Annotated in this window: 21 protein-coding genes and 3 pseudogenes; 16 read left to right on the top strand and 8 right to left on the bottom strand. The window is 59.5% G+C overall.

Features of this window, described 5'->3' with window-relative positions:
• Nucleotides 1-65: 65 nt before the first annotated feature.
• A complete protein-coding gene (locus tag KGA88_RS09165; RefSeq protein ID WP_223590284.1) occupies nucleotides 66-1,769 on the bottom strand; it encodes a BCCT family transporter in 1,704 nt (567 codons plus the stop codon).
• A 409-nt stretch (nucleotides 1,770-2,178) separates the two neighbouring features.
• Here KGA88_RS09165 and KGA88_RS09160 point away from each other — a divergent pair, with 409 nt between their 5' ends.
• The 7 genes and pseudogenes from KGA88_RS09160 (at nucleotide 2,179) to KGA88_RS09130 (ending at nucleotide 9,100) form a co-directional block, all read left to right on the top strand.
• Nucleotides 2,179-3,366, top strand: a complete 1,188-nt coding sequence (locus KGA88_RS09160; RefSeq protein ID WP_110658287.1) for an aromatic ring-hydroxylating oxygenase subunit alpha — start codon at nucleotides 2,179-2,181, stop codon at nucleotides 3,364-3,366.
• Between the two features lie 10 nt (nucleotides 3,367-3,376).
• A complete protein-coding gene (locus KGA88_RS09155) occupies nucleotides 3,377-4,822 on the top strand; it encodes an aldehyde dehydrogenase family protein (protein ID WP_223590280.1) in 1,446 nt (481 codons plus the stop codon).
• A gap of 12 nt (nucleotides 4,823-4,834) precedes the next feature.
• A pseudogene (locus tag KGA88_RS09150) lies at nucleotides 4,835-4,996 on the top strand (rubredoxin); the annotation flags it as partial.
• Nucleotides 4,985-6,220: an FAD-dependent oxidoreductase gene (locus tag KGA88_RS09145; RefSeq protein WP_223590363.1), complete on the top strand. Its 1,236-nt coding sequence runs from the start codon at nucleotides 4,985-4,987 to the stop codon at nucleotides 6,218-6,220. The pseudogene KGA88_RS09150 and the gene KGA88_RS09145, both read left to right, overlap by 12 nt.
• Before the next feature lie 10 nt (nucleotides 6,221-6,230).
• Nucleotides 6,231-7,559, top strand: a complete 1,329-nt coding sequence (locus tag KGA88_RS09140) for an NAD(P)/FAD-dependent oxidoreductase (protein WP_263296058.1) — start codon at nucleotides 6,231-6,233, stop codon at nucleotides 7,557-7,559.
• Nucleotides 7,556-7,927 (top strand): ethanolamine utilization protein EutQ, encoded by a 372-nt coding sequence (locus KGA88_RS09135; RefSeq protein ID WP_110658490.1) that lies wholly within the window; start codon nucleotides 7,556-7,558, stop codon nucleotides 7,925-7,927. Before KGA88_RS09140 ends, KGA88_RS09135 begins: the two co-directional genes overlap by 4 nt.
• Before the next feature lie 15 nt (nucleotides 7,928-7,942).
• On the top strand, nucleotides 7,943-9,100 hold the full coding sequence (locus KGA88_RS09130; protein WP_110658491.1) for an MFS transporter: 1,158 nt from the start codon (nucleotides 7,943-7,945) through the stop codon (nucleotides 9,098-9,100).
• Between the two features lie 112 nt (nucleotides 9,101-9,212).
• On the opposite strand, the pseudogene KGA88_RS09125 reads toward KGA88_RS09130, so the two are convergent.
• Nucleotides 9,213-9,611, bottom strand: a pseudogene (locus KGA88_RS09125) (DUF1214 domain-containing protein); the annotation flags it as partial.
• A gap of 30 nt (nucleotides 9,612-9,641) precedes the next feature.
• Between KGA88_RS09125 and KGA88_RS09120 the strand changes: the two are divergent.
• A pseudogene (locus tag KGA88_RS09120) lies at nucleotides 9,642-9,860 on the top strand (gamma-glutamylcyclotransferase family protein); the annotation flags it as partial.
• 52 nt (nucleotides 9,861-9,912) lie between these two features.
• Here the strand turns inward: KGA88_RS09120 and KGA88_RS09115 are convergent.
• The 6 genes from KGA88_RS09115 to KGA88_RS09090 all read right to left on the bottom strand — a co-directional run bounded on the left by KGA88_RS09115 (nucleotide 9,913) and on the right by KGA88_RS09090 (nucleotide 16,784).
• A complete protein-coding gene (locus KGA88_RS09115; RefSeq protein ID WP_223590277.1) occupies nucleotides 9,913-10,191 on the bottom strand; it encodes a hypothetical protein in 279 nt (92 codons plus the stop codon).
• A 349-nt stretch (nucleotides 10,192-10,540) separates the two neighbouring features.
• Complete coding sequence (locus KGA88_RS09110) at nucleotides 10,541-11,368, bottom strand: DMT family transporter (RefSeq protein WP_223590274.1); 828 nt, start codon at nucleotides 11,366-11,368, stop codon at nucleotides 10,541-10,543.
• Between the two features lie 372 nt (nucleotides 11,369-11,740).
• A complete protein-coding gene (locus tag KGA88_RS09105) occupies nucleotides 11,741-13,042 on the bottom strand; it encodes an MFS transporter (protein ID WP_223590271.1) in 1,302 nt (433 codons plus the stop codon).
• Nucleotides 13,043-13,089: 47 nt separating this feature from the next.
• Nucleotides 13,090-14,247 (bottom strand): tricarballylate utilization 4Fe-4S protein TcuB, encoded by a 1,158-nt coding sequence (gene tcuB / locus KGA88_RS09100; protein WP_223590268.1) that lies wholly within the window; start codon nucleotides 14,245-14,247, stop codon nucleotides 13,090-13,092.
• Nucleotides 14,234-15,688, bottom strand: coding sequence for an FAD-dependent tricarballylate dehydrogenase TcuA (gene tcuA, locus KGA88_RS09095; protein ID WP_223590265.1), 1,455 nt, complete (start codon nucleotides 15,686-15,688; stop codon nucleotides 14,234-14,236). The genes tcuB and tcuA overlap by 14 nt, the downstream gene beginning before the upstream one ends.
• 160 nt (nucleotides 15,689-15,848) lie before the next feature.
• Nucleotides 15,849-16,784: a LysR substrate-binding domain-containing protein gene (locus KGA88_RS09090; RefSeq protein ID WP_223590263.1), complete on the bottom strand. Its 936-nt coding sequence runs from the start codon at nucleotides 16,782-16,784 to the stop codon at nucleotides 15,849-15,851.
• A 397-nt stretch (nucleotides 16,785-17,181) separates the two neighbouring features.
• Here KGA88_RS09090 and KGA88_RS09085 point away from each other — a divergent pair, with 397 nt between their 5' ends.
• From KGA88_RS09085 to KGA88_RS09050, 8 genes are all read left to right on the top strand, one after another.
• Nucleotides 17,182-17,958 (top strand): transporter substrate-binding domain-containing protein, encoded by a 777-nt coding sequence (locus tag KGA88_RS09085; RefSeq protein WP_223590260.1) that lies wholly within the window; start codon nucleotides 17,182-17,184, stop codon nucleotides 17,956-17,958.
• Between the two features lie 64 nt (nucleotides 17,959-18,022).
• Nucleotides 18,023-18,700: an amino acid ABC transporter permease gene (locus KGA88_RS09080; RefSeq protein ID WP_027923846.1), complete on the top strand. Its 678-nt coding sequence runs from the start codon at nucleotides 18,023-18,025 to the stop codon at nucleotides 18,698-18,700.
• Nucleotides 18,697-19,431, top strand: a complete 735-nt coding sequence (locus KGA88_RS09075) for an amino acid ABC transporter ATP-binding protein (protein ID WP_317851663.1) — start codon at nucleotides 18,697-18,699, stop codon at nucleotides 19,429-19,431. The genes KGA88_RS09080 and KGA88_RS09075 overlap by 4 nt, the downstream gene beginning before the upstream one ends.
• Before the next feature lie 20 nt (nucleotides 19,432-19,451).
• Complete coding sequence (locus tag KGA88_RS09070) at nucleotides 19,452-20,687, top strand: cysteine desulfurase-like protein (protein ID WP_223590257.1); 1,236 nt, start codon at nucleotides 19,452-19,454, stop codon at nucleotides 20,685-20,687.
• A gap of 36 nt (nucleotides 20,688-20,723) precedes the next feature.
• Nucleotides 20,724-21,593, top strand: a complete 870-nt coding sequence (locus KGA88_RS09065; protein WP_223590254.1) for a MurR/RpiR family transcriptional regulator — start codon at nucleotides 20,724-20,726, stop codon at nucleotides 21,591-21,593.
• Between the two features lie 54 nt (nucleotides 21,594-21,647).
• Entirely contained in the window at nucleotides 21,648-22,544 is an 897-nt protein-coding gene (locus tag KGA88_RS09060) for an allantoinase PuuE (RefSeq protein ID WP_223590252.1), read from the top strand.
• Nucleotides 22,545-22,601: 57 nt separating this feature from the next.
• On the top strand, nucleotides 22,602-24,038 hold the full coding sequence (gene hydA / locus KGA88_RS09055) for a dihydropyrimidinase (RefSeq protein ID WP_223590249.1): 1,437 nt from the start codon (nucleotides 22,602-22,604) through the stop codon (nucleotides 24,036-24,038).
• Complete coding sequence (locus tag KGA88_RS09050; RefSeq protein WP_223590246.1) at nucleotides 24,035-24,781, top strand: fumarylacetoacetate hydrolase family protein; 747 nt, start codon at nucleotides 24,035-24,037, stop codon at nucleotides 24,779-24,781. Before hydA ends, KGA88_RS09050 begins: the two co-directional genes overlap by 4 nt.
• Nucleotides 24,782-25,016 lie beyond the last annotated feature (235 nt).

The following is a 25,016-nucleotide window of genomic DNA, read 5'->3' as shown; positions in this document are numbered from 1 at the left end:
TGAAATGAACAAAGCCGTCAGCTTGTCACTGACGGCTTTGTATTTGGCAGAGCGAGTGGCTGCAGTCAGCCAGCTTTTCGAGCGGTCAGCAATGAATCTTCAGCCCCGCCCAGAATGGAACCGCCCAGTGGCGAGATACTCTCGTGGGCTTGCTCCTGAACCGGCAGGCGGCCAGCCGGCGGCTGGTGCGGCAGGGCGCCGAATGGCTCTTCGCGCAGGCTGCGAATCAGCGTGTAGCTCATGATCATCATCAGAATCGCGATAGGCAGGCCCGCGGCGATACTCGCCATCTGAATGGCCTTGAGCCCGCCAGCCAGGAGCAGCCCCGCAGCAACGCCACCTTCGAGAATGCACCAGAGTAACCTGATCCAGTTCGGCGGATTGGTACTGCCCATCGCATTCAATGTGCAGAGCACCTGGGTTCCCGCGTCGGCGGTGGTAACGAAGTGAACGGCGAGCAGCAGGCAGACGAATATCGAAAGCGCGCCACCGATCAACGGCCCGTCGAGTTTGCCGAGCAGGGTGAACATCGCCGCCGTGGGTTCTTTCTTGGTCGCAAGAAGAATGGTGCCGCCTTCAAAAGTGGCCTTTTCCACGACCTGTTCGGTGCTGGCGGCTGCCTGCTGGTACTGCTGGCGCTCGGTTTGCTCGCTCTTCAACGCGGCACCACCGAAGACCGACATCCACAGGATGGTGACCATCGTGGGGACTACCAGGGCACCGACGATCAGCTCGCGAATGGTCCGCCCCTTGGAAATCCGTGCGATGAACAGGCCAACGAACGGCCCCCAGGTCATCCACCACGGCCAGTAGAACGCCGTCCACCAGTTTTGCCATTGAGTGTCTTTCTGCGTGTCCATCCACAGGCTCAAACCGACCAGGTTTTGCACGTAGTCCCCGGTCGACTCAAACATCAGGTTGAGGATGTAGCGAGTCGGACCCACCACCAGAACTACCAGCATCAACAGGATCGACATGTACATGTTGAGCGTCGATATCCGCTTCATTCCTTTGGAGAGGCCGGCCAGGAGCGAAATGGAGGCGATGATGGTGACGACCAGGATGATCGCCAGCTGCAGCCCGACACTGACGGGCAGGCCAAACACCTGGTGAAGGCCGGTGTTGATCTGCGCAACGCCAAGGCCAAGCGATTGGGAGACACCGAATGCGGTGATCGCCACGCCCATGATGTCCACGACATGGCCGATCCAGCCGTAGATCCGGTCGCCAATGAGCGGGTAGAGCAGGGACCGCAGCGCCAGGGGCAAGCCTTTGCGATAGGCAAAGTAAGCCAGGCTCAAGCCGATCAAGGTGAAAATCGCCCAGGGATGCAGGCCCCAATGGAACAGGGTGATGCGCATGGCCATGCTCGCGGCTTCATCCGTCAGCCCCTTGGAGAACGGGTTGTCGGCGTAATGCAGCATGGGCTCGGCGACCGACCAGAAAATCAGGCCAATGCCCATGCCGGCACTGAACAACATGGCAATCCAGGAGCCAAAACTGAACTCGGGTTGATCGTTGTGAGCGCCAAGCTTGAGCGTGCCGAAGCGGCTCAGGGAAATGTACAGCAGCAGGCAAAGCACACCGCTCAGCAGTGCCAGGTAGTACCACTTGAAGTTAGTCAGGATGAAGGTCGACGCTGTTTCAAAGGCTTTTGCCGCTTGCTCATCCATGAACGCACAGAACAGCACAAACAGGACCACGGTCGTGATCGAAGCCAACGTTACACTCGGGTTGAGACCTTTGAGAAGGCCCGATTCTGCACGCATTTTTTTCCCCTTTTATTATTGTTCAAGGGTTGTGGATGTTGCCGGGTGAAGGGCGGGGCGGTCTTGGCGGATGCCAGCGGCCGGTCATTCGCACCTCAGGGAAATCTCGAGGCGATCAAGGCTCGAGATGTGGCAACAAAATGGTGGAGACACGGGCGGCCGACAACTCATTTATCCTCATCGCTTCATTACATTTGATCATCAATATAAGGCCGTAATGATGGCCTGTATCTTCCCGCAGTAACTGAACCGTATCAGCAAATAGCGCTTTTTACATTGATGATTAATAGTCATTAATGCATGCCTAAAAAATCGTTTGTCGACTGTTCCTCTTCTTGCCGAAACTCGCCGCCATGCAGCAGCCAGACCTGCCGCGTATTTCCTTTCGTGCCAGCAAGAGAAAACAATAATGTCCACGACCGCGACTCGCCTCATCCCCACTCATGCCCTGGAAACTGTCCTGGCACCGATCCATGAAGCCCATGGCCTGACCAATGAGTTCTATACCGAACAACGCTATTTCGACCTGGAGCGCGACCACGTGCTCGGTCGCAACTGGGCCTGTGTCGGTTTCGCCAGTGATCTGCCGAGCAACAGCTACGTCAAGCCGGTGGATTTCATGGGGCTGCCGTTGTTGCTGATGCGCAACCGCGAAGGCGTCGTCCAGGTCTTCCACAACGTCTGCAGTCACCGTGGCGTCAAGCTGGTGCAGCAAGCCGGTGAAGTGCAGGGCGTGATTCGTTGTCCCTACCATTCCTGGACATACGACCTCAATGGTGGCCTCAAGGGCACCCCACATGTGGGCGGCATCAACCAGCACAAAGACGAGCGTTTCGCTTGCGAGAAGCACGGGTTGAAGGCATTGCGCAGCGCCATCTGGATGGACATGGTGTTCATCAACCTGTCGGCCGACGCACCGGATCTGCACGAGCAGCTCGCCCCCTTGACCGAGCGCTGGACCCAGTTCCTCGGGACCGATGGCATGGACTTGCTGCGCCGTGAACCCAACAGCGGTGCCGTGAGCATCGAGGTCAACTGCAACTGGAAACTGGCGGTGGAAAACTACTGCGAGGCCTACCACCTGCCGTGGGTGCACCCGAGCCTGAACAGCTATTCGCGCCTGGAAGACCACTACAACATCATCTTCGATCAGTTCGCCGGCCAGGGCAGTCATGCCTATAACCTGTCCGACGTCGCTGGCACCCAACTGCCGATTTTCCCGTCCTGGCCGCAGGATCGCTTGCGCACCGCCGAATACGTAGCGTTCTTCCCCAACGTCCTGCTGGGCATCCAGGCCGACCACGCCTTCGCCATGATGCTGGAGCCGATCGCACCCGGTAAGACCGTCGAGCACCTGCGTCTTTTCTATGTGGGCGATGAGGCACTCGACAGCCGTTTCGAAGCGGCGCGTGACGCGGTCATGCAGTCCTGGCGCGTGGTGTTCGCCGAAGACATCGCTTCGGTCGAAGGCATGCAGAAAGGCCGTCACTCCCCAGGTTATGGCGGTGGCGCGTTCTCCCCGGAAATGGATCTGCCGACGCACTTCTTCCACCAGTGGGCTGCGCGTCAGCTTCTCGCCTGCGCGCAGAGCGTTTGAGGTCATGGCCATGTATCCGATTCAAGCGCATTGGCTGAACTTCATCGACGGCAACTGGACCGACAGTGAGCAGCACCTCACCGTCAATAACCCAGGCACAACCGAGCCTGTCGCCACCATCGCCCAGGCCAGTGTGGCCGACGCGGAGCGGGCGCTGCAGGCGGCACGGCGCTGCGCCGACAGCGGCGAACTGACCCGCGCACGGCCTGCGCAGCGGGTCACCTGGCTGCTGGAGATTGCCGCGCAGATCCGCGCGGTGACCGAGGAGGGCGCATGGGTCCTGTGCCAGGAGAACGGCAAGAGCCTGCGTGATGCCCGCGACGAGTTCATCGAAGCGGCGCGTTACTTCGAGTACTACGCCGGCATGGCCGACAAGATCGAAGGAACCTCCATTCCCCTGGGCAATGGCTACATGGACTTCACGGTCTACGACCCCATGGGGGTGTCGTTGCAGATCGTGCCGTGGAATTTCCCGGTGTCCATCTGTGCCCGCTCGCTGGCACCGGCCCTGGCTGCCGGCAACGCCGTGGTGATCAAGTCGCCGGAGATTTCTCCGCTGGGGCTGTGTGTCCTGCTGCAGGCCATCGAGCGTGCCGGATTGCCGCAGGGCGCCGTCAACCTGATCTGTGGTCGCGGCCGGGAAGTGGGCGCCTATATGGCCGGGCATCGCGCGGTCGACCAGATCGTCTTCACCGGTTCCGTCGGCACCGGTCAGAGCATCCTGCGGGCTGCCGCCGAGCACGCGATTCCCAGCGTCATGGAGTTGGGTGGCAAGTCGGCGGCCGTGGTGTTCCCTGATGCCGATCGCGAGCAACTGCTGGCCAGCGTGCGCAACGGCATCTTCTTCAATGCCGGCCAGGTGTGCTCGGCCATGTCGCGCCTGCTGGTGCACCGTTCCCTTTACGAAGAGGTGGTCGCTGACGTGGTGGCGATGGCTGAAAGCCTGGCTGTCGGCCTCGGCCAGGACAATCCGGACCTGACGCCGGTGATCTCTGCAGGCCAGCTCCAGGGCATTGAAGCCATGTGCCGGCAAGCCGAGGAGGAGGGCGCAGTGGTTGCAACCGGCGGTGAGGCGCTCAGCGGCATGCGCGGGCATTTCATGGCGCCAACGGTATTTCGTGACGTCACCCCGCAGATGCAAATTGCCCAGGCCGAGGTCTTTGGTCCGGTGCTCGCGGTCATTGCGTTCGATACCGAAGAAGAAGCCATCGCCATCGCCAATGGCACCGAATTCGGTCTGGTCGCGGGCGTTTTCACCCAGGACCTCAATCGTGCCCTGCGTTGTGCGCGGCGACTGCGCGCCGGCCAGGTGTTTATCAACGAGTGGTACGCCGGCGGCATCGAAACGCCATTCGGTGGCGTGGGGCTCTCCGGTTTCGGGCGGGAGAAAGGCCAGGAAGCGCTCTACAGCTACGTGCGCACCAAGAACCTGGCCTTGCGTATCGCGGGCGAGTGAGGGGACAGCACCATGAAGAAGTGGCTCTGCATTATCTGTGGCCTGATTTATGACGAAGCCCAGGGTTGGCCGGACGACGGCATTGCCGCCGGGACCCGCTGGGAAGACGTCCCCGAAGACTGGCTGTGCCCCGAGTGCAAGGTGGGCAAAGCCGATTTCGAGATGATCGAAATCAGCGAGCCGGTGAAAGCCGTGGCGGCCGCGCCGGCAATCGCCAAGCTGCCCGCGGCTGTGGTTGCGCCGGCCCAGCCGGTGGTCATCATCGGTAGCGGCTATGCCGGTTACGGCCTGGCGCAGGCGTTGCGTAAAGCCAACCCGCAACTCGATGTCCGGGTGCTGACCCAGGACTGCGGGCACAACTACTCCAAGCCGGCGCTGTCGATCGCCCTGGCCCAGGGGCGCAGCGCCGAGGCGCTGGCGACAGAAAGCCCATTGGCCCTCGAGCAGCGCCTGGGCATTCGCATCTATAGCCATTGCCGGGTCGAGCGGATCGATGCCCAGGCACAGCGCCTGTACACCAATCTCGGCGAAATGGCCTACGGCCAACTCGTCCTGGCCAGCGGTGCTTCGCCGCTGCGCCTGCCCATCGAGGGTTGTGCCGATGCGCTGCTGAGCGTCAACAACCTGCAGGACTACCGCGCCTTCCGTGAACGTCTCGACGGCGTGCGCAGCGTGGCGGTGCTGGGCGACGGGCTGATCGGCTGTGAGTTCGCCAATGACCTGGCGAGCAGTGGTTATCAGGTTCGGGTCATCGGTCTGGGCAAGTGGCCGATGGAGCGCCTGTTGCCGGAACCGGCGGGCCTGCAACTGCAACAGGCGCTGTCCGGTCTTGGCGTGCAATGGCATTTGCGCACGACTTTGCAGCGTATCGAGCAGGGTTCGAACGGCTATCGACTGGCGCTGGCCGACGGTCAGCACTTCGAGGCGGATCTGGTGCTGTCGGCCGTCGGCCTGCGTCCCAACCTGGAACTGGCGCAAGCCGCCGGTCTGGCCTGCGGGCGCGGCATCAAGGTGGATGCGCAGCTGCAGACTTCGCAGCGCGGCATCTATGCCTTGGGCGATTGCATCGAGGTCGATGGGCAATTGCTGCCCTATCTCGCGCCGATCAACGAGGGTATCCGCGCCCTGGCCAGGACCTTGTCCGGGCAGCCGACGCCGGTGGCCTACCCACTTGCGCCGGTGACGGTGAAGACGCCGGCGGCACCTTTGTGCCTGCTGCCGCCCCCCGTCGATTGTGAGGGGCAATGGCACTGCGACGCGACCGGGGACGGACTGAGCGCTGCCTTCCGTGACAACGCTGGCGCCTTGCGCGGCTTCGTCCTGCTCGGACGGCAGGCCCAACAACAACGCAATACCTGGCTGCAACGCTGCCAGGACACCCAACAGCATGTGGCCTGAGAGTCGACCAATGAACAGTATCGTTAACCTGCCTCATGATGACCGCAGTTGTGGCTGGTACGCCGCATTACCGGAACCGCTGCCGGCCACGCGCCTGAGCGGTGAGCAAAAGGCCGACTACGTGGTGATCGGCGCGGGCTTCGCCGGGCTCGCCGCGGCGCGCCGGTTGGCCGAGCACATGCCGCAGTCGCGCATTCTGCTGGTCGACGCCCAGCGTGTTGGCTACGGGGCATCGGGGCGCAACTCCGGTTTCGTCATCGATCTGCCGCACAAGTTTGCCCTGGAGCATCCGGACCCCCGGCACAAGCAACGCCTGCTGGGACTCAATCGCGCGGCCATTGACCAATTGCAGACCCTGATCGGTCGTCACGGCATCGAGTGTCAGTGGTCCCATGCCGGCAAGTATCAAGGCGCAGTGGGCGAGCGTGGCCTGGCGTATCTCGGTCACTTCGAGAAACTGATGGCGGACCTCGGCGAGCCCTATCGCGTGGTGGAGCGCCAGGAACTGGCCGGCGTGCTGGGGACGGATTACTACAGCCGCGCGATCTTTACCCCGGGTTGCTATCTCATGCAGCCGGCGGCACTGGTGCGCGGTCTGGGCGCATCACTGCCCGACAACGTCGAAGTACTCGAAGAGTCGCCCATCCAGCGCCTGGAGAAAGACGCCGGCGGCAACTGGATCCTGCAAGGCAAAGAGGGTTTGATTCGAACGCCGAAGGTGTTGCTTGGCACCAGTATCTTCACCCAGGAGTTCGGTTACCTGCGCAATCGGCTGCTGCCGGTGATGACGTTTGCCAGCTGGACGCGTCCACTCTCCGACGAAGAGATGGCGACTGTCGGCGCCCAGGCCGACTGGGGGTTGACGCCTGCCGACCATGCCGGCACCACAGTGAGGATGACCCGTGATCGCCGTCTCATCATCCGTAATACCTACAAGCATGTGCCGCGCTACGGGCGCAGCATCAATGATGCGACTCGCCTGAAAGTCCGCGAGGATCATCATGCGGCTTTCCTTTCCCGTTACCCCCAGCTTGCCCACGTACCCTTTACGCACACATGGGGCGGGGTCTACGCGATCTCGCGCAACTTCACCAACTTCTTCGGGCAACTCGACGACGGCGTATTCGCCACCGCTTGCGACAACGGGGTAGGGGCCGCGTGGGGCACCATATCCGGCACGTTGTTGGCGGACAAGGTACTGGGGGCTGACTCGCAACGGCTGGATGACATTGAAGCGGTGACGGGCATGCCTTCGCGCAATCCGCCGGAACCGTTCCTGGGGCTCGGGGTGCGTTCGCGCATCCGCTGGGCGGCCTGGAACAGCAGGAGCGAGTTATGACCCGTGCGCCGACCGACGAGAAACCGGTACTGCTGGTCGATCACCGGGACCTGGACTTTGTGCATCGCGGCGGCCCCCCCGGGGGCGCGAGCGTTGCCCGTGCCGTGAGCAACGACGTTTCACCTCACTTGGGGATCGGCTTTGCGCGGTGGGAGGGGGCCGAGGTCGCCTGGACCTTGCTGTATGACGAGGTCATTTTCGTCATCGAAGGCTGCTTCGAACTGCAGGCGAACGGTGAACTGTACCGGGTGGAGCCTGGGCAATTGCTCTGGATTCCCGAAGGCACGGAACTCGTCTACGGCGGCCACGCACTGTTCGGTTATGTCGTGCATCCCGGTGACTGGAAGCAACGTCACGGCCTCATCTGATCCGGGAAACTGAACATGTTTGCGCTCACCAAGGTGTTTGCAACGATTTACGCTGCCGCGCTGCTGATGCAACTGGGCTCCAGCCTGCTGATGACGTATCTGGCCTTGCGCCTGAACGCCGCCGGTATCGCCGAGGTCTGGGGCGGCGCGCTGATGGCGGCCAATGCGCTGGGAATGGTGGTGGGGGGACGGATCGGTTACTGGCTGATTGGCCGGATCTCGCATGTGCGGGCATTCGTGGTCAGTGCCGGCGTGATCGTCACGGCGGTGCTCAGCCACCAGCTCAGTGACTGGTTGGCGCTGTGGCTGGGGCTGAGGTTTGTGGTCGGCGTGGCGATGATGTGCCAACTGATGGTCATCGAAAGCTGGCTCAACGACTGCGCGCCGAGTGGTCGCCGTGGCGGAGCCATGTCGCTGTATATGGTGGCCAGCTACGTCGGCATGATGCTGGGGCAACTGTTGCTCAGCTTCGGCAATGGGCTCGATGCCCTGGTGTTGTCGGGCGTGGCGATCGCGTTTGCCATGGGGCTGGTGCCGATGGCCATGCACAGGGGAACACAGCCCAGCCCGATCAGTCAGACGCGGGTCAGCTTCATGCGTTATGTCCGGCGGCTCCCGCAATCGTTGGGCACTATTCTCGCGTCGGGATTGCTCAACGGCTGCTTCTATGGACTGACGCCGATCTTCGCTGCGCAATCGGGTTTCAGCCCCGCGCAGGTTGGCCAGTTCATGGCCCTGAGCATTGCGGCCGGACTGTTTGCGCAACTGCCTCTGGGCAAACTGTCAGACCGGTTCTCCCGTGTTGGCCTGATTCGCCTGACCGCCGCTTTGCTTTGCGTCGCTTACCTGCCGTTGGCCTTTTTGCCGGCACCGGGACCGGGTTGGGTCATGCTGGCGGGCGCAGTCATCGGGTTTCTTCAGTTCTGCCTGTATCCATTGGGCGTTGTGCATGCCAATGACAATCTGGAGCCGGAGTTGCGTGTATCCGTCGCCGGGGTGCTTTTGGTGACGTTCGGCATCGGCGCGACCATCGGCCCATTGGTGGCAGGTGCGTTGATGGAGCATTTTGGACGCCAGGCTCTGTATCTGTTCGGCATTGCCGTGACGGCACTGGTTGTTTGCTTTGTCAGTGACAGGCAACGCGTTCCTGCTGCTGTTGCGCAGGTGCCGTGAGTGGGGCGTGAAGCTGCCGGTGACCATTGGATAAATTCGAATAGACGAATCTATCGCACTTACCCGGAGATATGAGCGCTCCCACGCTCCTATCTCCGGGTTGCATTGATGGTTACTGCTTGTGCAGGTCTCCAGGCTTCCACTCCTTGTTGAAGAAAGCCTTGGTCGGGCCATACAGGCGCAGGATCACGAAGTAGCCTTTGCCTGGCAGGGTGCGAATCCAGTTCTTGCCTTCACCCGGTGAATCCGGCCCGAAGTGCACGTCAATCGAACCGTCGGCATTCACCAGGGGTTTGTCCATGGTGTTCAACGACGGGAACGGCTGACCGTTGTCCACGCCCGAAGCGGTGATCGAGTCGTACACGGTCACCGACCAGAACAACGCCGCTGGAATGCCTTTGGGCAGGTTCAGCGTGTAGCCGTTGCTGCCCGAAAGGAACTCGCCCTTGGCATCGACGAACGTCGCCGGGTACTTGGCGCCGACGTTTTCCATGTTCACCGCCATGCCCGGGAAGACGTTCAGCCACTTGCGGTCCGGATGGTGGAGATCACCGATCCGGCGGGGTTGGCCGCGAGTGGGAAAACCCATCACCCCATCGTGCAAGAGAGCGGTGATGCATCGGACGAGATTGCCGGCACCGTTTTCGAGATCACCGCGCAAGAGCTGAACGCTGCGGACGAATATGAGGTAGCGGACTACAAGCGTGTCTGCGTGGCGCTCAAGTCAGGCACCCGTGCCTGGGTCTACGTGCGCGCCTGATGTGCCTTCAAACTAGTCAGTCTCGCGCCGAAGAACCCACACTGAATATCCATCATTGGGCAGTGTTCGTTACGTAATACGAAATGTCCTCTGCGAGTTGGGCATAGCTTTCCACATCATTTTCAAACGCCTTGGAATCATTTTCCCGGTATTCGCTCAGGCCTAGGATAATGGCCTTTCGAAAACTCTCGAAAGATATTGGGGTTCCAAGCTTTTCGAAAGCTGATTTAAGCGCCTTGTGAAAGCGCTGCTCATCCAGTGCATGGTTTGAATGCCAGGTATCGATAGCGAGCCAGGGTTTGAGTGATGCTTTCAATTGCTCAATGTCCATCGTGTTTCCCCTAAACAAGTAAAGGTTGGCTGATGGCCTTAAAGGTGCCTGTTTGAATGGGTACATACAAGGCAGACATAACTGAGTGACTGCTTCAGGCCGATTCTGTTGAAAAAGTCGGCTTCAATTTCCACTGCAGAAAAATACGCGTCTGAGATTTAAATCTGCGCGTTGCGCATGAGATTTATGGCTCGGATTTTACGTAGCAGCCTGCAAAATTGGCGTTTTCAGCACTCAATGCATGGGTAATCAGCCCAGGTCGACTGTTTTCAACAGAATCGGCCGATTTCTGCCTGTCTCGAAGGGCTGAAGCCGACTCCAAGCTGACCTCGGCTTTGCGCCCCTGCCGTTAGCCAATGATGATCGTGCCGACAGCAATCACCGCGCATGCCAATACCTTTCGGACAGTCAGTGTTTCACCCAAGAAAAAATATCCGATCAATGCCGCGAACAACACGCTGGTTTCGCGCAATGCCGACACCGCTCCCATGGGCGCGGCGGACATGGCGTAGATGACGATGCCATAGGCCAGAAGTGAAACCAGACCTCCAATGAAGGCCGACATGAACCCCGGTCGGAAGGAACATAAACTTTTCGTGTCACGCACGCCGACATACACCAAAGGCATCAAGATGCCCCACAAGGCGCACATCCATACCGTGTATGCCATCGGCGCGCCGGACAGGCGGACGCCAATGCCATCCGTCACGCTATAAGCCGCTATGAAACAACCGGTTCCCAGGGCGTAAGGCAGGCTGGGAACAGCCAGCTTGCGTCCACTAAAGGCCAGCGAAATGATTCCGCCTGACACCAGTAAAATGCCGATCATCGCGACTGGCCCAACCGTTTCTCCGGCAAAAACCGAAGCCGCGAGGGTAATCAGGATAGGCGAGGAGCCCCGAGATATAGGGTAAGTTTGCCCAAGGTCTCCAACCTTATAGCTGCGCACCAGGAACAAGTTGTAGCCAACGTGCAGCACCGCTGAAAGCGCTGCGTAGAACCAGCTGGCTTGGGCCGGAGCTTCCAAAAACAAGGCTATTGCGATGCTGGCAATGGCTACCGCCACGCACATGATCGTCATCGACCAAAGCCTGTCGGCGCCACCGCGCAATGCGGCATTCCAACTGGCATGCAAGAGCGCTGCGAAAAGTACGAGCAAGATAATGTGATAGGGCATGCACCGTCCTAAGCAATTGGGCGCCTCGACTAAAGCGAAGTCCTCGCATCAGTTGAAGAGTAATTGCTCATCCCTCATCGATATCCTTTTTCGAATCGTTTCCGGGCGAGCGTCCAGAACTATGACTCACTGATTTTGGCGTAATAAGTAGCGCATAACATGATTGATTTGCAAAGGCAGCTTCCTTGGTAGACCTCTGACATGCGTTCGTCCCTGTCGCTTGAAAAGACGCCAGCCTTACCACCTTCTGATCAGTCGAACGTCCGCTTCTGGCCGATTACTGCCCTGACGAACGACTGTAATCGACCTCATGCCACTCTAATTCGGTTCCCGCCGTGGATCGACGCGTGGTAAGCGTCGGCGATCGAGGAACTAAACGGTTCTGACTGCCAAAGCTTTTTGCCGACGATACAGAATGGTCGTCGCCGTGAACCCGCACAACGCTGCGAACATCAGCCAGTAGGCAGGTGATGCCTTGTCGCCCGTGGCCTGGACAAGCAGCGTCGAGATTGCCGGGGTAAAACCGCCAAACACCGCGGTAGCCAAACTGAAGGCCAGTGAAAACCCGACCACCCGCACGTTCTGTGGCATGACTTCGGTCAGTGCCGCGACCATGGCGCCGTTGTAAATGCCAAAGAAGAATGAGAAGTACAGCAGAACAGCGAGCAGTCGTTCGAAACTCGCCGCCTCTGCGAGCCAGTGCATGGCGGGATAGGCGGTGAAGATGCACAGCAACGATATCGCCAGCAACAGTGGCCGCCGGCCAATGCGGTCGGAGAGGGCGCCGCCGATAGGCAGCCAGATAAAGTTGCTGATGCCGACCAGCAGTGTGACCACCAGGCTGTCGGTGGTGCTCAGGTTCAGTACTGTCCTGCCAAACGTCGGTGTGTAGACCGTAATCAGGTAGAACGTGGTGGTGGTCATGGACGCCAGCAAGCCGCCCGCCAGGACGGTGCGCCAGTTGTCACGCATCGAGCGAAAAACTTCGCGAGTGGTTGGACGATGGCTGCGAGCAGTGAAGGCGGCGGTTTCTTCCAGTGAGCGGCGAATAATGAAAATGAACGGGATGATCACGCAGCCAATGAAGAACGGAATACGCCATCCCCAATCGGCGATTTCAGCGGCTTGCATCGTGGCATTGATCGTGTAGCCCAACGCGGCCGCGACGACGATCGCCACCTGTTGGCTGGCCGATTGCCAACTGGTGTAGAAACCGGTGTGACCGGGGGTGGAAATTTCCGCCAGATACACGGACACGCCGCCCATTTCCGCGCCGGCGGAGAAGCCCTGGAGCAGCCTGCCCAACAACACCAGAATCGGTGCCGCCACGCCGATGGCGGCATAGCCCGGCACCAGGGCGATCAATACGGTACCGGCGGCCATGATCGACAGCGTCACGATCAGCCCCTTGCGACGACCCACCTTGTCGATGTACGCCCCCAGCACAATGGCGCCCAGTGGGCGCATCAGGAACCCGGAGCCGAATACCGCGAAGGTCATCATCAGCGAGGCAAACTCGCTGGTGGCTGGAAAGAACGTCTGGGAGATGTAGGTCGCGTAGAACCCGAACAGAAAGAAGTCGAACTGCTCGAGAAAGTTACCGCTGGTGACCCGCAAAATGGCGCCCAATTTGGACCCCTTGGCTCGGGTTGTTGCCGTCGTCGTTTTCATCATGGCTACCGTTATGCTCACTATTGTTTTTGGAATGAGTGCTTTAACCGTCAGTCGCTGCCGGCGTTGATCGGGTTGGGTTGACGCTTCTCGATGGCGTGTTTGAGCAGCGCTGCGCTGCGGAAGATTCCATGGGCGAATTTGCTGTAGGGCATGGTCAGGAAAAACGCCATGACCAGGCCGAGATGGATCGCCAGCATCAAGCCCAAGGCGCTGGTTTCACGAAAAGCCAGGAGCGCCAGGCCGCTTGCGCTGACCAGCAACAGCAGCGCGATGAAGCCGCGATCCATGGGTTTCTGGTTCTCATCGCCGTGCGCTGGGTTGCGACGCAGGTTCAGCCAAAGAAGCCCCGCCGGGCCGATCAGCAGGCCGATGCCCCCGGCAATACCCAACATCACCGGCAAGCTGAAGATCGGATAGGGCGCCGACCACTTCAGCAGATAGTGAAAGAGCGTGGCGACACCGGTGGCGGCGAAGCACAGCATGAAGCCATAGAAGGTGAGGTGGTGGAATCGGCGTCGCCACAAGGTGAACTGATCGTCGGCGTTGTTGCAGCCTTCGCCATGGCCGCCGTCCAGGTACTTAAGCTTGGCGACGTTGGCCGTAGCCTCCAATGCAGCGGACGTTTTCAACGGCAGTGGCGCTGCGACCGGTGAAACGTTGCGCCAGAAGCGCCGTACACCCAGGGTCAGGGCAAGTACCGCAAAGCCGAACACTGAGCCGAACATCAGCGCCAGGGTGTTATGCGGGAAAATCTTGTAGAAGTTGCCCCCTGGAATGGCCGCGAACAGGTTGCCCATGAGCATCAGGGTCAGGCATAAAAACAACGCCAGTCCCCCACCGGAAGCCAGTGCCAGGGTCAGGCCGTTGCGCTGATACAACTTGCCCAGCGCTTGCGGCCAGGCGTATTCGGCGTAAGTATCCAGGCGCACTTTGGCCATGGCTTTGGGTATGTTGACGTCGAATTCGTGTGGGGCGGCGTACTGGCAGGCGTGCAGGCACGCGCCGCAGTTATGGCACAAGTTCGCCAGGTAATGGATGTCGGCCTGAGTGAATTCCAAGCGCCGGGTCATCGCCGGAAATACCGCGCAAAAGCCTTCGCAATAACGGCAGGCGTTGCAGATGGTCATCTGCCGCTGGACTTCACTTTCGTCAAGATTCAACACCGGGATCAACCCGCCCGATGCTTGGGGATCAAACAGTTGCATGTCGAGACTCCGTGTTTGCAGATGAAACGCCAAAGCCCACCGAAGCGGCCGCCTGCACACCGGCGATGCGGCCAAACGCGGTACCGATGGCCATGCCGATGCCGGCGGTGTAGCCCTTGCCCAGAACATTGCCGGCCATCATTTCTCCCGCGACGAACAGGTTGGGGCTCGCTTTGCCGTTGAAATGCACGGCAGCGGTTTCGTCGGTGGCGAGGCCGAGGTAGGTAAACGTGACACCCGGTTTAAGCGGGTAGGCGTAGAAAGGTGGTTTCACCAATGGCCGCGCCCAATGGGTTTTGGCGGGCACCAGTCCTTGGGTGTGGCAGTCGTCCAGCGCCGTGTGATCGAACGTGCCAACGCGGCAGGCGCGGTTGTAGTCCTCGACCGTCTTGACGAATTTTTCTTGAGGCAGCTTCAACTGGCGAGCAAGGTCTTGCAGAGTATTGGCGGTGGTTCCGGGAAAGACCGGCGGCATGAAGCGGCCGATGGCTTGTTGATCGATGATCGAATACGCCTGCTGACCGGGTTGTCCGGCCACCAGACGCCCCCAGATCGCATAACGTTTTGGCCAGAAATCCTCACCTTCGTCGTAGAAGCGTTCGCCATCGCGATTGACCACCACACCCAGCGATACGCAGTCGATTCGGGTGCAGATGCCGCCGTCGTAGAGTGGCGCACGGGCATCAATCGCGACCATGTGTGCTTGCGTCGGATCGCCGATCACATCGGCGCCAAGGTCGAGCATGCGCCGGAGCAAAATGCCGGTGTTGAATCGGGTGCCCCGGATCAGGAAATTGTCCGATGGCCATTCACCGCGTTCGTTCTGACCCCAGGCTTCGCGCAGCCATTCACGGTTGGATTCGAAGCCGCCGGCCGCCAACACGCAGGCCCGGGCTTCAATGCGTTCGGCGGCGAAACGCTGACCATCGACCTCATGTTCGCCCACATGGGCGGCGACGAATTTCCCCTCGTCCAACTCGATGTCGGTTACTTGGGTGTTGTAGCGAACTTTTACACCCAGTCGCTCGGCGCTGCGGAAATACGCATTGACCAGCGCTTTGCCGCCGCCCATGAAAAAAGCGTTGGTCCGCGCCACGTGCAGCGCGCCGGACAGCGGTGGCTGGAAATGCACGCCGTGTGAACGCATCCAGTCGCGGCAAGAAGACGATGCCCGAATGGCAATGCGTGCAAGCTTTTCATCCGTGAGGCCACCGGTGACCTTCAACAGGTCTTGCCAGTATTCTTCTTCCGGATAGGCATCGATCAGCACGTCCTGCGGTTCGTCGTGCATGCACCGCAGGTTACGGGTGTGTTGGGAGTTGCCACCGCGCCAGATTTTCGGAGAGGCTTCCAGCAGCATCACGCTGGCGCCTGCTTCTCGCGCCATCAGAGCGGCGCACAAGGCAGCGTTGCCACCCCCTATGATTAAGACGTCGATCATTATCGCTCCTCGATTGGCAAGGAAGCGGGAACGAAGTGCTCCTTGCGAGTGGGAAGAACGATAGGGTGGGGAAGGAGTGGCCGAAAGGCTGCTTTTGACGCGGGGTGTTTAGTTTTTCTAAAGGCTTTGTCGTCAGGAGATGTCCGGGGTTGAAGGAGGATTACGTGTCTACCCCTTCTATCCACGTAGCTCCAGGCCACTGTTTGTCGACGACCAACTGTCGCGCCACATCGACGATGACCAACCGCGTTGCCAGCGCCGCCGGAGAGAGTTCGTCGTCAGCCAGCGTCGCCAGAAGATTACGCCGGCCCACATGGGGATCGGTAATCCTGATCAGTGAAAGTCCGGACCCGTCTTTCAATGCCGCGGCCGCCCCCGGTTGTATCGTTGCCGCATGACCGGCCCGAACGGCGTTCATCAAAACAGCGAGACCGTCGACTTCCATAATGACATTGGGCGTTAGCCCGACCCGCTCGAACGCGCTGGTCAATGTCGAACGCAATCCATGCTGCACGCTGGGCATCACCAGCGGCAGGCCGCCGAGGTCGGCTAACTGCACGCTGTCACCTGAAGGCGCTTGAGGCAGGCTGGGCGAGGCAATGACAAACAGCTTTTCATCCAGCAGCGGCGTCACGCTCCAGCGTTTACCCCCTTCGAGCTGGAACAGGATGGCCAGGTCAATTTGCCGTGCGTTGAGCTGCGCCGCCAAGTGGCCGGAAAGCATTTCCACCAAATGCAGTTGTATGTCCGGATAACGCGTACGCATTGCGTTGATCAACGGCAACGCGAGCACCGTCGCGGTAGTCGGTGGCAAGCCGACGCTGACATAACCGCTCATTCGCCCGCGATGGGCGGCCATGATGGCGTTTTCCGCCTGGCGTAGCGTCAGTTGGGCATGGTGTAAAAACGCAAATCCGGCGCTAGTGGGTGTCACGCCGGTGGAGGTTCGATTCAGGAGGCGGGTGCACAGTTCGCTTTCCAGCTTGGAGATTTGCTGACTGAGGGCTGACACACCAACATCCAGTTCAAGTGCCGCACGCCCCAGGCTGCCAAGCTCGATGATTTTTACGAAATAGCGCAGTTGTCTCAATTCCAATGTGGCTGCTCCCCGTGAATGAGTTATTCAAATACCTGAACGTTTGCCACGCAAGTTACGAAGCCCGAAGAGGCAGCATTGTCGCAGGTTTGGGTTGACCGTTGAGCGCGTGCGCTTTGTCGAGGACTGGTAGCAGTTGACCCGAAGCTGTCATCGAAACTGTGGCCACTGATCCTGGATTTCATACCAGGGCGCCTTGGACGTCACTTCGCAGCACGCTGCCATAGCTGGTAAACGCTGCCCCATGACGTTTAAAGAAAACTGAAGACGGTCTTGGAGTAAAAAATTCACAGACAAACTGTGTTGAAATAAATGATCCAGTGATTTACTCTCGATCCCACGTTGTACGAGTTCACCTGCTGTTAGCACCTAAAAAAACAAACAATCGGGAGCAAACATGAAAGCGAAAATGATGCTGGGACTGTTCATGACGGCCGCAGTTTCTCTGCCAGCCTGGGCCGCGGACTGGACCGTAGGTGCTAACGTTGGCAACGTGCCTTGGGAATTTCAGGATTCCAAAGGTGAGTTTGTCGGCTTCGAAGTCGATGTTGTAAATGAGGTGGCCAAACGCGCCGGAAAAAGCGTCGAGTTCGTCAACATTCCTTTCAACGGCCTGTTCAGTGCCGTGCAATCCAAACGCGTCGACATCGCTATTTCATCCATCACCATCACTCCGAAACGTCTGGAGTCGGTAGCCTTTGCGCAGCCTTACTTCGACAGCGACCAGTCGCTCACCGCACTGACCACTTCCAAGGTCAAAAGCCTGGCCGACATGAACGACAAGGTGGTTGGTGTCGACACTGGCTCTACCGGCGACATGTGGATCGGCCAACACAAGGACGAGTACAAGTTCGCCGATGTCTCGCGCTATGAAGGGCTATCGCCGGCCATGCTTGATCTGGCTTCCGGGCGAATCGATGGCTATATCAGTGACATTCCTGCGGTGCTCTACTACATCAAGGACAAACCGCAGTATTCCATCGTGGCGCGTATTCCCACCGGTGAGCGCTACTCGCTGATGCACGCCAAAGGATGGGCGATGAGCGATCAGGTCAACGACATTATCAGCAAGATGAAAGAAGACGGTACCTTGGGGAAAATCCACAAACAGTGGTTCGGCGCTGACGCCGATAAAGATTCGAGTACCATGAAAGTAACCGCCGTTCTCAAGTAAGCCCTGCTGATGATGCATGTAAGTGGCGACGCCCGTTCGCCACTTGTATTGACCGAGGTATCCCATGGATCTTTTGCAGACATTCTTCAACTGGAACGTGCTCGTCGATTCGCTTCCGCTGATGATGCGCGGTTTGGGCGTGACCATTTTGCTGGGGGTGGTGAGCATTGCCCTGGGCCTGGTGGGCGGGCTGTTGCTGGCATTGCTGCGGTTGTACTCCTACGCACCTGTTCGAGCGCTTGCGCGTATCTACATCGATATCATGCGCTCTATTCCACTGCTGGTTTTATTGGTACTCATCTATTACGCGCTGCCTTTTGTCGGCATTCGACTGTCGTCTTTTGCGGCCGCTGCCAGTGCGCTCTCGCTTGTCTCCTGCGCCTACAGTGCGGAGATTTTTCGTTCGGGCATCGAGGCCATTCCCCGTGGCCAGTTCGAAGCATCGGCCTCTCAAGGCATGAGCTTCTTCAATACCATGCGTGACGTCGTTTTACCCCAGGCCATCCGCATCGTAATGCCCCCTATGACCAGCAACTGCATCAACGTCATGAAAGACACGGCGCTCGCTTCAGTCGTCGCCATGCCCGACTTGTTGAAGCAGGCAACCCAGGCTCAGGCACTGGCCGCCAATCCGACGCCACTGGTGGGTGCTGCCTTGCTGTACCTGTTGCTATTGCTGCCGCTGGTACAAATGGTCAGCTGGGTTGAACGTCGTAACGCCTCTGGAGGAAAAACCGCATGAGTACGTTGATTGACATCGAAAAACTCGACAAGTACTACGGCAGCTTCAAGGCGTTAAGCAATATCAATTTGCAGGTTGAAGAGGGTGAAGTGGTGGTCATTCTTGGCCCGTCCGGTTCGGGAAAATCGACCTTGATTCGCTGCATCAATCTGCTTGAAGACTACCAGCAGGGCGATATTCGGGTGGGGGGAGAGCGGGTTGAAAACGGTCCGCGACTGAGCGCCATCCGTAGCGAAGTAGGTATGGTGTTTCAGAGCTTCAACCTCTATCCGCACCTCACTGTTCTCGACAACGTGTCGCTGGCGCCGATCCGCGTTCGCGGGCTGAGTCGGCGTGAAGCTCACGCCAGGGCCAAGGAACTATTGGTGAAGGTCGGCATGGGCGATCACGCTCACAAATACCCGAGTCAATTGTCTGGCGGCCAACAGCAGCGTGTCGCTATTGCCCGCACCATGGCCATGGAGCCGCGGGCAATTCTGTTCGACGAACCGACTTCGGCGCTGGACCCGGAGATGGTTGGCGAAGTACTCGATGTCATGCAGAACCTTGCGCGCTCCGGCGTCACGATGGTCGTGGTGACTCACGAAATGGGCTTTGCCCGTCGGGTCGCCGACCGGGTGATCTTCATGGAAAGCGGACGCATTGTTGAGCAGAACATCCCTGAACCGTTTTTTACCGCACCTAAGGAACCTCGCACACAAGCGTTCCTGCAGGCCATCTTGCATCATTGACTCAGGCTGGAGAAAGTAGAGTGAATCCTCTCGATATCGATTACGTTCGCAAGCAATTTCCAGGTTTGGCCGATGGTTATGCCTACATGGATAACGCCGGTGGTTCGATGGTTCTGAACTCCGTGGCTGAGCGTGTCTGTGATTACCTGCTGAACAACAGTGTGCAGCTGGGTGCGTCCTACCAACCTTCCGTTGTCGCTGGCGAGCGAGTGATGCAGGCGCGCCACTCGGTCATGCAGTTGATCAACGCCGAGCACCCCGAAGAAGTGATCATGGGCGGCTCGACCACCCACTTGTTGCAAATACTGTGTCGCGCCATCGCCCCGTCAATCGTTCCAGGCGATGAAATCATCGTCACCAATTGCGATCATGAGGCCAACATCGGACCCTGGGTCAAGCTGTGCGAAAGCCGTGGGGCGACCTTGCGCGTGTGGCAGGTCAATCTCGACAGTTGTGAGTTGGAGCTGGATGACCTGCAGGTCTTGCTCAATGACAAAACCCGTTATGTGGCCATGACCCACACCTCGAATATTCTCGGCTCGGTCAATCCAGTCGCCGAAGTTGCGCGGCGTGTGCATGCGGTGGGTGCGAAACTGTGTGTGGACGCCGTCGCTTATGCGCCACACCGTCTGGTGGATGTTCAGGCGAGCGGCGCCGACTTCTACGTTTATAGCTTCTATAAAACCTTCGGCCCGCACTTTGCCGTACTCTGGGGACGTCGCTATCTGTTGCTGGAGTTGCCGAGCCTTAACCACTTTTTCATCGGCCAGGACGTGGTGCCTTACAAATTGCAGCCGGGCAACGTCAACTACGAGTTGTCATTTGGTTGCATCGGCATTACCGACTATTTGCTCGACATCGGCACCCGGCTTGGAGCGCAAGGCAGCGAGCGCCAGTGCATGCAGACTGCGTTCGATGCTTTTGAGGTGCAGGAGGATTTGCTCGCCGAGCGTCTGCTGGCGTTTTTGCGTCAGCGCGAGGGCGTTCGGATCATTGGTAAAGCAAGTACCCGCAATCGAGTGCCAACGATCAGTTTCGTGGTTGAGGGCGTTCAGTCAGAGGCTGTTGTGCGTAGGGTCGATGAGCACCGGATTGGCATTCGGTTTGGTGACTTCTATGCACGGCGACTTATCGAAGCCCTTGGGCTTGACCAGTTTGGCGGGGTAGTGCGGGTGTCGTTGGCGCATTACAACACGCTGGAAGAAGTCGACCGCCTCATCACTTCGCTGGATCAAGCCATCAATGCGTTGCGTTGACCGGCGTACACACTTCTAATTTTACGAGCCTTCATCATGGCCTTACCTGAAACCCTTGCAGAGCTGCGTGACTGTATCGCGGCCCAGCACGAACAACTGACCGGTCGTCTACGCGATGCTGCCCGATTCCTGATCGACAACCCGCATGAGATTGCACTCAATACGGTGGCCGAACTGGGTAAGCGCTCAAACATCGCGCCTTCCGCTTATATTCGGCTGGCTCAGGCCCTTGGCTTTGCAGGTTTCAAGGATTTGCAGCGGCTGTTTCGAGCACCGCTGCAACAGGCTGCCGACACCCACAGCGAACGTATTCGGCACTACGGCGGTGAGACGTTGCTGGAGGACCCGAGTGACGTCGGCGCGATTTTGCGTGAGTTCAGCCAGGCCAATATCGTTTCTCTGGAGCATCTGGCGGAGGGCGGTGAACAGGCCAATATCGAAGCGGCTATCGCCCACTTGCAAGTCGCTCGGACCACCTTCGTCATCGGCATGCGCCGCGCTTTTCCGGTGGCGGCGTACCTCAGTTATGCATTGAGCCGCGTCGGTCAGCGCACCGTGCACATCAGCGGCGCAGGCGGCACGTTGCACGAACAGGTCAGTGCCATTGCCGATGATGATCTGTTGATCGCCGTCAGCTTTCCGCCGTACGCCCATGACACTGTTGAGGCCTGCCGTCAGGCGAGGGAAGCGGGGGTGACGCTGGTTGCGATCACTGACAGCGTTCTGAGCCCGATCGGGCAGATGGCCGATACGGTCATTGAGGTCAACGACGCCGAGTTACTGGGCTTTCGTTCGCTCACGGCTTCGTTCTGCATTGCGCAAACCCTGGCGATGGGGCTTGCGTTCAGCGAGTGGCAATCGGACAGCACCTTCAGCCATGACCGGCTGAAAGATATCGACTGCTAAGTCGCAACTTTCGCCACGTACTTATTTAACCAGTCACTTCAGGAGAATATCCCGATGGTTTCACCTGCACGCGATTTAGTGGGTTACGGTAGACAACGCCCGCAAGGCACCTGGCCGAATGGCGCACGTTTGGCCATCAGCCTGGTGATCAACTACGAAGAAGGCTCCGAACGCTCGCTCGCCATGGGCGACCCGGACCAGGAATCAATGACCGAATGGGGCAGCTATTCAATACCCGACGGCACACGCAATCTGGCGATGGAATCGATGTACGAGTACGGCTCGCGCGTGGGGATCTGGCGAATTCTGGATATTCTCGACCAGCAATCGGTTCGCTCTACCTTTCATGCCTGCGCAGTGGCCTTTGAGCAGAACCCTGATGTGGCTCGCGCCGCCGTCGCCGGTGGCCATGAGATTTGCAGTCACGGGTATCGCTGGGAGGAAGTGTTTCGCCTGACTGAAGAGCAGGAGCGTGAGCACATGCGCCTGGCAATCGAGTCATTCGAACGTACCTGTGGCAAGCGTCCCGTTGGCTGGTATTGCCGGTATGGCGCCAGTGTCAATACACGTCGACTGGTCGCTGAAGAGGGCGGTTTTCTCTACGATTCCGATGCCTACAACGACGATGTTCCCTACTTTGTCGAGGTCGAGGGTAAGCGTCATCTCGTGGTGCCTTATACCGCCGACGTGAACGATTTCCGCTACTGGAATTCTCCGGGGCTTTCGCAGGCATCGGACTTTTTCGAGTACATGAAAGAAAGCTTTGAGGTCCTTTATGAGGAGTCGGCTGAAGGACCCCGCATGATGTCGATTGGACTGCACCCACGTATGGTGGGCCGTCCCGGGCGGGTCAGGGCGATCAAGCAATTCATCGAGTATGCCAAGCAACAAGGCGGTGTCTGGTTTGCTACGCGCGAAGAAATCGCCCGTGCCTGGCTTGAACGAACTTGATTGAAGACACGCGCCACCTGATCGGCGCGGGCCGGTTACTTCTGGAAGAGGCCTGATATGCAACCTTTTGATACGGTGATTCGCAACGCCCGCGTGGTAACCGCCGCGGACACGTTCACCAGCGATATCGGTATTCGTGATGGGCGCATCGTCTCCCTCGGTCTGGACCTGCCGCAAGGCCACCAGGAAATCGACGCGGCAGGCCGGCATGTTACCCCCGGTGGCATCGACAGCCATGTGCACCTCGACCAGCCGACTGGCGACGGCTCGGTGATGGCCGATGACTTCTTCAGCGGCACGGTCTCGGCGGCCTGCGGCGGCACCACCACCGTCATCCCGTTCGCCTGTCAGCAGAAGGGCGAAAGCCTGCGCGCTGCCGTCGATGACTACCATCGTCGGGCGGGTAACAAGCCGGTGATCGATTATGCCTTCCACCTGATCGTCACCGACCCCACCCCGCAGGTGCTGCGTGAAGAACTGCCGGCCTTGATTGCTGAAGGCTATACATCGTTCAAGATCTACATGACCTACGATGCGCTGAAGCTGGGCGACCGGGAGATTCTCGAGACGTTGTCGGTCGCGCGCCGTGAGGGCGCCATGGTGATGCTCCACGCCGAGAACAGCGATTGCATCGCCTGGCTCACCGAGCGACTACTGGCGGCCGGGTTGACTGCGCCGCGCTACCACGCCGCGTCGCGGCCGATGCTGGTGGAGCGCGAAGCGACCCATCGTGCCATCGCCCTTGCCGAGCTGGTGGACGTGCCGATCCTGATCGTGCACGTGTCGGGTCGCGAGGCCGTGGAGCAGATTCGCTGGGCCCAGAGCCAGGGGTTGAAGGTGTACGCCGAAACCTGCCCGCAGTACCTGTTCCTGACCGCCGACTCGCTGGGGTGTGACGACAGCTTCGAAGGTGCCAAGTGCATCTGCAGCCCGCCGCCGCGCGATGCCGCAAATCAGCAGGTGATCTGGGATGGCCTGGAGAACGGCTCGTTCGAGATTTTCTCGTCAGACCACGCACCCTTTCGCTTCGATGGCCCGAATGGCAAGAAGGCCCACGGTGAAGAGGTGTCGTTCGACCAGATCGCCAACGGCATTCCCGGTGTCGAAACCCGCATGGCACTGCTCTGGTCCGAAGGCGTGCGCAGTGGGCGCATCACCCCGCAAAGCTTTGTTGCGCTGACCTCAACGAATGCCGCCAAGATGTATGGGTTGTATCCGCGCAAGGGCAGCATCGCTATTGGTGCTGATGCCGACCTGGTGATCTGGAACGAAGGTGAGTCGGTGCACCTGTGCAACGAAATGCTGCACCACAACGTCGATTACACGCCTTACGCCGGCATGACGCTGAGCGCCTGGCCGGCCATGACCCTGTCTCGCGGTGAGGTGGTCTGGGACGGCGAGCCGCGCGGTGAGGCGGGTCGCGGCCGGTTTCTGCCGTGCGAGCGCCCGGCGCCCGCGCAACTGCGCCGACGTAAGACTGAGTTGGCATTGTGAGTGCGGTCGCGCAGGTGGCCGCCACCCTGATTCGTGGCTGGCGTGAAGGGCGCCAACAACCGTTGCCAGCCCTGGAACTGGCTAGCGAAGCCGAAGCCTATGCCGTACAGCACCAGGTAGCGGATGCCCTCGGCTGGTTCGCCTCCGGGCCGCCAACGGCTTGGAAACTGGGTGGCGCTCCTGGAGGGCTGATCAGCGCCGCCGGGGTACCGGCATTGGCGGTACACCCGTCGGGTTGGCAGGTTCCGCCGGGCGATGCCTTCGGTTTCGGGATCGAGGGTGAACTGATCGTGCGCCTGTCGCGCGACCTCGACCAGCACACTGATCTGGCCATGGCTTGTGCGGCGGTCGATGTGTGGATGCCGGGCATCGAACTGTGTGGCACGCGCTGGCTGCAGGGCGATCAGGCCGCGCCACTGCTTCGGCTGGCCGACCAGCAACTCAACCGCGCGCTGGTACTCGGTGCACCGCAAACGCTGGGGAACATGCCGGATTGGTCAAGACAACAGGTGGCGTTGCGGGTGGCCGGGGTGCCTGAATTCGTCGGCGTTGGCAGCCATCCATTCGGTGAGCCGCTGAGTTCGCTTCCGTGGCTGGCGCGTCACGCTGCAGCACTGGGCAGCCCGTTGCGAGCCGGTGACCTGGTGGCTTGTGGTAGCTGGACCGGTATCTACTGGGCGTCGGCCGGGGTGCAAGTGGAAGTTGAGTTTGCCGGGATAGGACGGGTTGCCTTGTCGACCTGATGCGTTTCAAAGGCTTGCTGATTTTCAGTTTACAGAGCCAGGCGGCGCATCGCTCCTGCTTAAAAGGCGTGGGCTTTTGAGGCTTGCCTCTGGGCACTCCCTCAGGCTCCTGTCCCTACGTTGGCTTGCGAGTTGGAAGCGTTCTGCAAGACACCACGCTGTTAGAGATACGCCAGCGGCCATTCCAATCAGTCAGATCCTCGTTCGCCGCCATAGCCAACATCTCAGCTCTTTA

The sequence above is a fragment of the Pseudomonas sp. A-R-19 genome, from assembly GCF_019956575.1.
GTDB lineage: Bacteria > Pseudomonadota > Gammaproteobacteria > Pseudomonadales > Pseudomonadaceae > Aquipseudomonas.
This window is presented reverse-complemented; position numbering and strand designations above follow the sequence as displayed.